This window comes from Candidatus Zixiibacteriota bacterium (genome assembly GCA_018820315.1).
GTDB lineage: Bacteria > Zixibacteria > MSB-5A5 > JAABVY01 > JAHJOQ01 > JAHJOQ01.
This window is the reverse complement of the sequence record JAHJOQ010000071.1, coordinates 1-10,101: the sequence shown is the minus strand read 5'-3', so window position 1 is coordinate 10,101 and position 10,101 is coordinate 1. Positions and strand designations below refer to the sequence as shown.

The 10,101-nt window shown below is 52.9% G+C and carries 7 protein-coding genes and 1 pseudogene; 3 read left to right on the top strand and 5 right to left on the bottom strand.

The features are described 5' to 3' along the window. Positions 1–202 precede the first annotated feature (202 nt). Positions 203–385, bottom strand: a complete 183-nt coding sequence (locus KKH67_06500) for a hypothetical protein (GenBank protein MBU1318833.1) — start codon at positions 383–385, stop codon at positions 203–205. A gap of 430 nt (positions 386–815) precedes the next feature. Here KKH67_06500 and KKH67_06495 point away from each other — a divergent pair, with 430 nt between their 5' ends. Together KKH67_06495 and KKH67_06490 are read left to right on the top strand one after the other, a co-directional pair. After that, positions 816–1,562, top strand: coding sequence for a hypothetical protein (locus tag KKH67_06495; GenBank protein ID MBU1318832.1), 747 nt, complete (start codon positions 816–818; stop codon positions 1,560–1,562). A 459-nt stretch (positions 1,563–2,021) separates the two neighbouring features. Continuing rightward, positions 2,022–2,834, top strand: coding sequence for a hypothetical protein (locus KKH67_06490; protein ID MBU1318831.1), 813 nt, complete (start codon positions 2,022–2,024; stop codon positions 2,832–2,834). Here KKH67_06490 and KKH67_06485 read toward each other — a convergent pair. Continuing rightward, entirely contained in the window at positions 2,831–3,550 is a 720-nt protein-coding gene (locus KKH67_06485) for a hypothetical protein (GenBank protein ID MBU1318830.1), read from the bottom strand. The two genes, KKH67_06490 and KKH67_06485, sit on opposite strands and share 4 nt — an antisense overlap. Positions 3,551–3,714: 164 nt before the next feature. On the opposite strand from KKH67_06485, the pseudogene KKH67_06480 reads away from it, so the two are divergent. Continuing rightward, positions 3,715–5,959 (top strand): annotated as a pseudogene (locus KKH67_06480) (AAA family ATPase). A gap of 49 nt (positions 5,960–6,008) precedes the next feature. On the opposite strand, the gene KKH67_06475 reads toward KKH67_06480, so the two are convergent. The 3 genes from KKH67_06475 to KKH67_06465 all read right to left on the bottom strand — a co-directional run bounded on the left by KKH67_06475 (position 6,009) and on the right by KKH67_06465 (position 9,793). Then, complete coding sequence (locus KKH67_06475) at positions 6,009–8,990, bottom strand: SUMF1/EgtB/PvdO family nonheme iron enzyme (GenBank protein MBU1318829.1); 2,982 nt, start codon at positions 8,988–8,990, stop codon at positions 6,009–6,011. A gap of 288 nt (positions 8,991–9,278) precedes the next feature. Beyond that, positions 9,279–9,554, bottom strand: coding sequence for a GIY-YIG nuclease family protein (locus KKH67_06470; GenBank protein MBU1318828.1), 276 nt, complete (start codon positions 9,552–9,554; stop codon positions 9,279–9,281). A gap of 47 nt (positions 9,555–9,601) precedes the next feature. Further along, a complete protein-coding gene (locus KKH67_06465; GenBank protein MBU1318827.1) occupies positions 9,602–9,793 on the bottom strand; it encodes a helix-turn-helix domain-containing protein in 192 nt (63 codons plus the stop codon). Between the last annotated feature and the right edge of the window lie 308 nt (positions 9,794–10,101).

Genomic DNA, 10,101 nt, shown 5'->3' with positions numbered 1-10,101 from the left:
TTATAGAGTTCTTTCAGCCCTAAAAACAGCCATTGGCTACTTGTTCTGGCACTTCTCATCTCATCTGTGGAACATAAACCGACCGTCTCCACAAATCAACCGCATATGATGTTTACCTTAGACAATAACCAGGGTTTATCAACAAGCCCATCGGTACTGGGTACCCCGGGGGGTACTCTCATGCAGCACAATCTCAGTGCTGTCACTCATTCTGCTTCGACACCTCCCGCTCTCTCTCATTCAACACCCTACACACGATACACAGCGGTCTGTCACCAGTTCCTTCGATCTGTTCACTCTTCGGAATCATCCAGCCTCGGGTACACTTCTCATTATTGTGATAGCAGTCGTCACCGACCGAATGCCATGCCTTGTTTGTTGACATACTCCCTCCCCGGAACTGGGTACATCTTACCACCGGAAAGAAACAGATGCACACTGTCAGAACCGGTCAGTGGATATCTGAAAGGCGAGTGGAGTTATCTGGTTGTACGAGCAGCCCCTGATGCGTATTCCGGCGAATGCGCCATGTGATTCCGGCGGAATGCACTTGACCACATCATCTGCAATGTTTACCTTTAAATAGATTGGTCGGTTGTTCAATTCACTATCTAGGCAGGGGATCTACTTGGTGGCAGAATCTTTGATGATAATAGAAAAAGCCATCTATGAGCCGGGCCGTGACAAAGGCTATAGTGCTTGCATCATTGTGCTATCAAGCTATTCTTTCCATCGAATCCATTCTGATTGAACCGATAATCTGGATATCAAATGAGAGGTGAATCACGGGAGATTACCAAAGGAGATGATGGATCATGGATATCCGGCAAATTCTATCGCTCGCTTTGATAGTACTACTTGGTTGTGATCAAATTTCAATCGGCGATTCCCGTCCTTACGTCCCCATCGGCCACTTGGATGGCATTATTGATGTTGCGTTCAACAACGATGCCGAATTGTTGGTAAGTGGCGGTGCAGATCAGTTGGTGAAGCTTTGGAACGTCTCCACCGGGAAAGAGATTAGAACCTTCGCCGGTCATGACGGATTCGTCTACTCCGTGGCCATTAGTAGCGATGCCAGTCTCATTGCAAGTGCTGGCAGTGATATGACCTTGCGAATTTGGGATTCTCGATCCGGGAACCAGTTGCATTCATTCGCTCCCATCCCTGAACCAAATACCAAGATAAGATTCAATCGAATTGAGAACTTAGCTTTCAGTCCAGACAATAGACTCGTTGCAGCAACAAGCTGGGATTTCGGAGGACGAGTCGTTACAATATGGGATATAGAGAGCGGAACAGAGTTCAAGAGGCTCTCTGACAATCCGGGCAAAGTGCAACGAATTGCCTTCAGCTCAGATTGTAGTATGCTTGCTTGCCTTTGTGAGTACAGTACAATAGTGGTTTGGAGTGTAGTTGATGTCCACTCTCGATGCGGAGATGGTCAGATACGGTTGCAGGAGGAGACCATGACCGGATTTGATTTCTTCCATGATCTCGATGATGACGATGAAGAATGGCCGGAGGAAACGGACACCTGGGAGGTCTGGGGTAAGTTTTGATTATCACGAATTAAGAGTGGTTATACCTACGGCATTGCTGAATATCAGATGCCAGACGGCTCTCAAAAGGTAATAAGATGTGAATGAAGTGGCATACAGATCGGAGTCAGGAAAGGGAAAGAAGGAGAATCCATTCCGAAGAAAGAAGGTTCACACCTTCAGCCGACAGCCTCGGTGCAGAGTCTGCCGGAGAAAGATCGAATTCGGTGAGTTCTGCCATTACTGCAGGAAACGAAGAACGTCATAGGCTATGTAAGAAAGGAAGCTGAAATGCTGAGGTTCATCCTTGTCCTTGGAGTTCTATTCGTGTTGGGGGTGAAGTCATCTGGCGCAGCAGGGTTCATATTGCCGGACACTTCTACTCGAGTTAATCTATCGCTAGTCGGTAGCTTGGTAGAACCCAAAGGGCTGTGTAGGATTGTAGTAGCTGATCAGCGTGCCTACGCCCTAGATTGCAGTATGGGGAATATGTATATTATCGGCATTTCAGAGCTGAATGCGCCCGTTCTGCTCGGTCCTCCTTTCTCGACGGATTTCGGTCGCGGTGTAGACCTTGATGTGTCCGAATCAAAGGTCTATATGGTCCAAGGGACACACCACGGTCCTCTTCTAGTAGTTAATGTATCAAATCCACAGGTGCCAACCAAAGAATCGGTCCGCGGGCATTCGGGTCAAGCCAAAGGTGTCGTCATTGTGGATACGCTTGCCTTTGTCGCAACCGGATACACTGGGCTGCAGATTATCAACTTAGCACTATCGCCAGAGGTGCTGTGGTGGGACGGCCGTACCGGGGCGCCGGGTTTGACCTCATGGGATGTGGCAGTCCAGGGATCGTTTGCTTACCTAGCGGCTGACGAAGATGGCATAATAATCGTAGACGTCACTAAACCAGCGAAGCCCCAAATAGTTGATAGCTGTGATATGCCGGGTGAAGCTCGTCAGATCGTCATAGAGGCTGGGTACGCCTATGTTACGGCGTACTGGGGGCGAGACCTCCAGATACTTTCTCTGGAGAACCCGACCAAGCCTGTTTTTGTGAGTCACTTCCGTGCCGAGGAATCTGGGGCTATAAACCGGGTGGATGTGAGTGGAGACCTAGTATTTTGTGCAGGAGCACGGGGGGTTTCTGTTCTTTATATTGCCGATCGTTCTGATCCGAACTTAGTGGGCAGATATAACACGGACGGTGAATGCTCTGATGTAGCTGTGCATGATGACAACGTTCTAGTTGTTGGTGAGTTTGGACTTATTGTTCTAAAAGTCAGTTTCTAGCAACTTGCTGTTGTAGACACGGGTGTCCCAGGTTCTAAGGTAGAGAGTTTGCATATAGAGCAGTCTCCAACAGGAAATGTGATCGGCCCCGCATACCAGAATGTAACAGAATCAGACAAAACCAGTAGTCTCTTAGCGAGTTCAACAAGATTGACGTTCGGTCCTACATGCACATGAAGGCGCCCCGCAGACTCCGCTCTCATGACATCAATGGTTTCCTTCGTTCGCCAAAGAAACCAATAGGAGGCAATGCCATTCCAAATCTCTGGACAACGATCTATTGAGTTGTAAAGGTCTGTAGACAGATCATGGTATGAGGCCAAGGCAATTGGGTACCTGCGTTGGAATGCGACAAGCGCCTTCCGCTCCTTGAGTCGTTCCCAAATGTCTTTGAATTTGAAGCCATTGAATATCACTGGTCCAGAGATGCCATCTGCCGCAAAGGTACTCTGTATTTCATTACATACCCGTTCGAATGTGACATCGTCATCAGAATTGAGTCTCAGCGCTATTGCGCTCAGAGCTGATTCTGGTGGCAGTGGATCACTGGAAATCGAAACACCAGTGTACTCTCCTTCGCTGTCGAAATCCTTCAATCCACACAGAAGCGCTTCGGAGACTTCAGCTAGCTCACTCAGGACACGCCGCAGATAAATAACATACTCGGGCGGCGCGTTCTGTTCTGTCTGAGGGTGGATGACTAGGGGCTTTCCCATATCACCATTAAATCCCAAAAGGGACCCTCCACTTTTCCCACCAATCCGTTTACCACATTCTCTTACAACAATATAACTTCTCAAACCCCTCAAAGTCAAAACCAATCCTAGTTGGCCAATCGACCTGCCTTCCGACAGTCCGCAAATCATTCCGGTATGTGACCATGGAAAGATCGGCTTGGAGTTGCGCTGCGCGCTGTGGTTTGCTGAGAGGCGGTTATTTGAAACAAACTCAAACGACAATTCGAGGACGGATCGACGCCGTCTTCTATGCAGGGCCGGGATTCTCAGCGGGTCGGTTGGTAACACCGTCCGGGGACAAGATTCAATTCGCCGGCAAGCTCCACGTCCGCGAGCACGAGCAAGTTGTTCTCAACGGCCGTTGGATCACACATCCCAAGTATGGTCGCCAGTTCGAGGTTGAGGCAATGGAATACGATCTCGATTTGAATGCCGAAGGACTCGCCAACTATCTGGCCAACCACCCGGACATAAAGGGTATCGGACCAGTCAAAGCGCGGCTGATTGCAGAACGTTTCGGCGCGGATTTCGATACGGTGATCGTTGAACAACCGGAAGTGATCGCCGAAGCAGCGAAGGTTCCCTTGGCGGTGGTTGAGAAGCTGCGCGACGAGTGGCGCAAAATCAAGGCATCCAATAAGGCGATCACGTGGCTGGCCGCGTTCGGGCTCACGCATCACCAGGTGACGATCCTGATCAAGAAATTCGGCAACGACGCGCTGGGGCTGCTCAAGGCCGACCCATATATCATTGTCCGCGAGGTGCGCGGTTTCGGATTCAAACGGGTCGACAAGATTGCCCGCAAGATGGGAACGGCTAAGGATGACCCGGCCCGTATCCGCGCTGGTATACTCCATTGCATTGGGGCGGCGCTGGATGAAGGCGACTGCTGGATCGAGTTCGAAGAACTTATCGACCAGGCCAACACGCTGCTTGTCATGGACGTCCTCGACGCCGCGATCAGATCAAAAAGACGCTGAGCAGCCTAATCGATGAAGACACTCTTTCTTGCTCTGCGCTGGTGGCCGATTCCTCGTCTCCAGACCTGACATCCGCAAAATGGAGGAAGACATAGCGGTGTTGTTTCGGCAAGCCCGCCTGCCTAATCCCCATTTTGCGGGCACCGATAGTCTCGAATCCCTGGTGCAGAAGACTGCTCCCCAACTGAACGACGGTCAGAGGGAAGCAGCGCTCACAGCGCTGCGGCACTCGATTTCCCTCGTTTCCGGCGGGGCAGGAAGCGGCAAGACGTTCACGATCTCGGCCAATACGAGCATATACGCGGAACGCGACCTGCGTGTCATTCTCGTGGCACCCACCGGAAAGGCCGCGAAGCGCCTTGAAGAGGTCGTCGGACATTCAGCGAGCACAATTCACCGGTTGCTCGGTTTCAACGGCAAGGACTACGGCCGCGGTCCGGACAACCCTATCGATGCCGACGTGATCATTGTCGACGAGGTCTCCATGGTGGACGTGCCGTTGGCCTGGCGACTGTTCCAGGCGATCAATCTGGAGAAGACCGCTGTCGTTCTGGTCGGCGATCATAACCAGCTTCCTCCGATAGGTCCCGGCAATCTGCTACGGGACCTCGTCCAGTCGAGAGTTGTGCCGGCGGTCATTCTGGACAAAGTGGTCAGGCAAGCTGGCGTGCTCAAGGAAAACAGCATCGCGATTCTGAACGGCGAGGTACGCAAGACCAGCGAGCCGGATGGCCCCGGCCGCCGTGCGTGGTACCTGGTGGATCAGTTCACCGACCAATGGGACGCCCAGCGTTTCCTCTTGGAGTTGTTTAAGAACGTGCTCGACAAGCGCCTTGGTTTCGATTTGGTGTCGGATGTCCAGGTGTTGACGCCAACCCACAAGGGACCGCTTGGCACGCGCGATCTGAACCGGGAGTTGCAGCGTCTCATACAACAGAAGTTGTGGCGTGTGGAGGTTCCGGTCGTCCCGGCCGGGCGCAGGCCGAAGCCCTTTCCCCGCGACAAGGTCATCCAGACTCGAAACAACTACGAACTGGGGGTGATGAACGGTACCGTGGGTGTCGTTACCAATGTCGCACGGGACGGCTCGCTCGTTATCGAGTTCGACGGAATACCGGTGGAAATCGAGGCCGGGTCGCCAAACATGCAGGATATTCAGCTTGCCTACGCCCTCACAATCCACAAGGCGCAAGGTTCCGAGTTTCCATGCGCCGTCGTCGTCGTGCACAAGTCCCATGCCTTCATGCACCACCGCAACCTTTTCTATACCGGCGTCACCCGGGCGAAGGAGACGGTGGTTCTTGTCGGGGATCGCTGGGGGATCACGAACTGTGCCAGAAAACGGAAACAGGACGAACGAAAGACGTTTCTCTCGCTGCTCCTCGAACCGGCTGGAGCGAGATGGTAGGCCGCGCACAATATTCGATCTTTCCCCATGAGATCACATACTCATAAACTCAACTTCCTGCCTGAGGAACATGCAACACTGCACACCGAAAACCCCAATCACGGTTCCAAGTCTCAGGGTCTGCCCGCTCATAGAGGCTGGGGCATAAAGCCGCCTCGCGCCTGTAGTCCCACGACCCACTACGCAACACACGCTTTGTATCTTGGGCAGGTCCGGCACGGTCGGAATCAGACGAGTAATGGTAAGAATTTATAGCACACCATTCTCGGACATTACCTTCCATATCGTGGCACCCGTAGGGGCTAACGCCGCTAGGATACTGATCAACTGGGGTCGTGCCCCGCAACGATAAGTTGCATCGGGTTCTATCCTCTTGATTTCCCCACGGGTAGTGTCGACCATCGGTGCCATGAGCAGCCTTCTCCCACTGTGCCTCGGTCGGAAGGCTCTTGCCTGCCCACTTGCAGAATGCGACAGCATCATGCCAGCTCACATTGACGACCAGATGATTTTCCTTGCCTGGGATGGACTCTTTTCGCCAGTCCCCTTGTGCTTGATAACCTGACTCGCTCACAAACCGCTGAAACTGGGCATTGGTTACTAGATACTTATCAATCCAGTAATCATCCAAATGTACCTGTCGCTTATTGGATGCTTGGAAGCCCATCAGGAACTCTCCTGCTGGAACAAAGATCATAGGGAAATCAATGGTCTCTAAGAGTAACAGGATGCGCTCGTCCATCGCAGCATTGAATCGTCCCAGACTGCCATTAAGCAGGCGCAGGATGGGTCCCAGTGGGTCGAAAAGATGGTCGAGCACCTCTCTATCCGCTGCCCGTGTTAGTCCTAGAACGGCTGCCAGCGCGATGGGCGGCTGTCCCTCGGCACGTACTTTCTGAACCAGATATTCAGTCGCGCCCCATCGGGCGATTTCGGCAAGAGCATCGGCAGCCTCTTGGCAGCGCTGTGAATCCTCCTTCATTAAGTGCGTTAGCTCAGCGATAATCTTGCCAGCAACCCTCTCAAAGGGCTCTGTATGCACAGGGCGGGCATCGGCGAGGGCGGCAGCCCCCAGCAGGATGTCGTGCCTTTTCAACCTCTCAAGGAGTTGAGTGGCATCGCCCAGAAGCCCCACGAACAACAAGATAACCTCACGCCACCAGGGGTCATTCAAATGTGTGAGGAGCGACTCAGCATCTCCCTTCTCGTTGAAGGCAGCGGCCGTGAAAAACTCCTGAAAAGTCAGATGGGCGAAGTCGTAGGAGGTTCGGGACTTCTGCCTAAGCAAGCCGCTGCGCTCCATAATCTCCTTGAGGAACTCCCTTTTGTGCGTGCCGGGATAACCAAGGCTGGGCAGCACCTCTGCAAGGGCCGTCAGGAGCGCCTCTTCGGTGAAGATGCGAACACCTTTTTCGTGGAAGTGGGTGGCAACAGACTGAAGCGTACTCCTCTTCTTCTCTGGGGGAAAACGCGCCTCGGTATCCAGTCCCTTCAGACGTTCTAATTCCTTCAGCAGGACTTGCGCGCACTCCTCGTATAGTTCCACACGCCTCTCGGGCAGGGTGAGTTTGTTCTCGTAGAGCAGGGCTATGATGGATAGGAGAAGAGGATTACTCGTCAGCACCCGCATCCGAGGGCTGCGCCCCAGACAGCGCAACAATCCGTCCACTCTGGTTTCCTGCTCTTCGGGTGGGCTATCGGCGAACCAGTTCCTAGTAAAGAGTGCCACCTGCTTCTCGTTTAACTCCTGCACCTCTAGCTGAAGAAAGCCCTGAAGCAAACCCCGAAAACTGGCAATCCTACAGGTCACGATAATCTGGTTGCGGTGATAGGCAAGGGCGAAGCGGTTGATTTCCTTTGCGACCCGGCGATAGGCCGCTTCGTCCACCACTTCGTCCAGAGCATCCAAGAGGATAAGGCACTCTCCCCTATCCAACTTTCGCTGGAGAAACCGCTGGGGACGAGCGAACTCCGCTTCCAGTAGCGTCCTTGTTAGGTGCACTTCTAGGAGTTCATCACTCCCGGCTAGGTCATTCAGAGTCAGATGCAATGGCAGCGGATAGCGTGTCGAACGCTCTCGAAGCCACTTCAGCACTGCCAGAGGGGGCTGAATCCAGAAGGGATAGAACGCCATTATCAGGGGGACCGCCATCGCCCCGACGGCCAATAACGGCACAAGCCCTGCCAAAGAGCAATACATTAACAGCCCAATGCTCAGCGCCGTGAAAATTCTTGAGGCCCTGAGGAAAATAAGCAGCGGCATGACGAGCAGAACGAGTCCTAACAGCGCCGCGAACAGTGGATGCGGAGAATGGAACAGCCCCCAGATCCAGAAACCCAGGGCAACAGGACCACACAACTCAACGACGCAACCGACATTCACTATGACTAAACGCCCGTGAATGCGATCTGCCAAACGGGGGAGCCAGTTGGACACTCTCTCACGGGCATACTCACTTAAGGCAGGGTCTCGCCTAGCGACGCGTAGGGCGAGATATTTTAGCAGCGTCGTCTTGCCGCTGCCTGGCTCACCGAGCACTGCCAAACGACGGTGCAGCCGAAGCGCCTCAGGCACCTCCACTGTGCCTGAGCGCTGGCAAGGCAATTTCCCCGACACAGTCTGCATGGGTTCATCTGGTTGAAGTTGCCGTGGCACGTATTCTCCAACCCTCAAGGCGATGTAGATTCTCTCAAGATCAAGGGGTTTCGCTCGTCTAAGAAAAGTAAAATACTTGTGCTCTTCAATGAGTTGCTCAAGGTAGTTGCGCAGCGCCCTCCTTTCGTTTCTGCGCTCTCGGATTAGCGGTTCTGGCTCGGAGGGGTGCGGGGGCTCGGGTTCCTTTTGATGGGTCTGGTGTACACTAAGAATAATGAAGAGGACAACAAGCACGCCCAAAATGGGCCACGATAGCCACAGGTAAGGCTGAAGCCAAGTTGGCATCTGACCTGTGGCGACATTGGTCATGGCCCCAACAGCCACAGTCAGAATCGCAAGCAGCAACACGTAAAACTGAGAACGAGTCAGCCTCATGTGGAGTTACTTCGCCAACCTTTAGGTATGGAGACGCCCGTTATTCGATTCAGGAAGTCTCGGAGTCTTCCCAAATCGTCCATCCGGCCAACTTCTGTTTCATTACAGCACCGCCATGACGGTGTTGTTAGGTTGACCTTCGCCGGTCTCGTCGACGGCGAGGACGTGACATTCCCATTCTCTGGCATGCTTCTGACTGGAAAGAGCAATTCCGCTCCTAAGGGTCGTCCCAGTGTCAGCCCATAGACCAGTAAGCGTATCTGTCGCACTGGACCTTGTGGGTCACATCTACTTGTCTTGGTCATTGTACTTGGGTTGATTTTTCTTGATTACTCTGGCCTCTTTTTCTCTTGCATCTTCAGTGCTATTGAACTGCTCAATCTGAACGGTTGCTCCGGGGATGTTTCCGAGGTGTTCGCTCAATCGGTCTTGCACTCTTCCGCGTTGAGCTACACCCGCATAGTTGAGTTTACCTGCTTCGGTTTCAATCCGATATAGAACAGGTTTGTCGTCAGGAAGGCTCTCGATTCCTGTCTTATTGTAGGTTGCTTTCTTTTTGCCCATCGTTTTCCTCCAATTCATCTACGCCGGAAGAAGTTTCATTTCCCGGCTCACGCATTATTATCTCTGGTCGATGCGAGCCTTCCAGATTTGAGCCATTCGTCCAGTTCTTCGGCGTCGAACCGCCACACGCGGCCCATCCGGTGGGCGGGCAGATCGCCCTCACGAGCCAGACGATAAATCGTGGACTTGCCGATTTTCAGATGCTTCGCTGCTTCTTCAAGAGTCAACCATGCAGTCATGTTTCACCATCTCTATCGCCGCTCGTGATCACTACGAGTCAGATAATAACATTTCTGAGCACAAAACACAACCCAATATCCAGTGACCGTCAGAAAGCGTTTCTGGCCGGTAAGTATCAATCAGCGTGTAAATCATTGGAGGCGGAGCTGAAATGGCATCGGAGCAATCGAACAACGCCAAGGAGTATTATCGACTCGTCACCGGGATCGACATCGGCCTCGTGGCGAGAGAGACTCTGGGCGGCAGAGTCGTGCTGGAGTCTCCCCGCCTTCTTCAGTGCGACTGCCCTCACCACAAGAGCCAATCT

Coding starts and splice junctions, on each gene's coding strand:
- KKH67_06490 (MBU1318831.1), top strand. CDS start 2,022: ATGGGGAATATGTATATTATCGGCATTTCAGAGCTGAATGCGCCCGTT.
- KKH67_06475 (MBU1318829.1), bottom strand. CDS start 8,990: ATGAGGCTGACTCGTTCTCAGTTTTACGTGTTGCTGCTTGCGATTCTG.
- KKH67_06485 (MBU1318830.1), bottom strand. CDS start 3,550: ATGGGAAAGCCCCTAGTCATCCACCCTCAGACAGAACAGAACGCGCCG.
- KKH67_06465 (MBU1318827.1), bottom strand. CDS start 9,793: ATGACTGCATGGTTGACTCTTGAAGAAGCAGCGAAGCATCTGAAAATC.
- KKH67_06470 (MBU1318828.1), bottom strand. CDS start 9,554: ATGGGCAAAAAGAAAGCAACCTACAATAAGACAGGAATCGAGAGCCTT.
- KKH67_06495 (MBU1318832.1), top strand. CDS start 816: ATGGATATCCGGCAAATTCTATCGCTCGCTTTGATAGTACTACTTGGT.
- KKH67_06500 (MBU1318833.1), bottom strand. CDS start 385: ATGTCAACAAACAAGGCATGGCATTCGGTCGGTGACGACTGCTATCAC.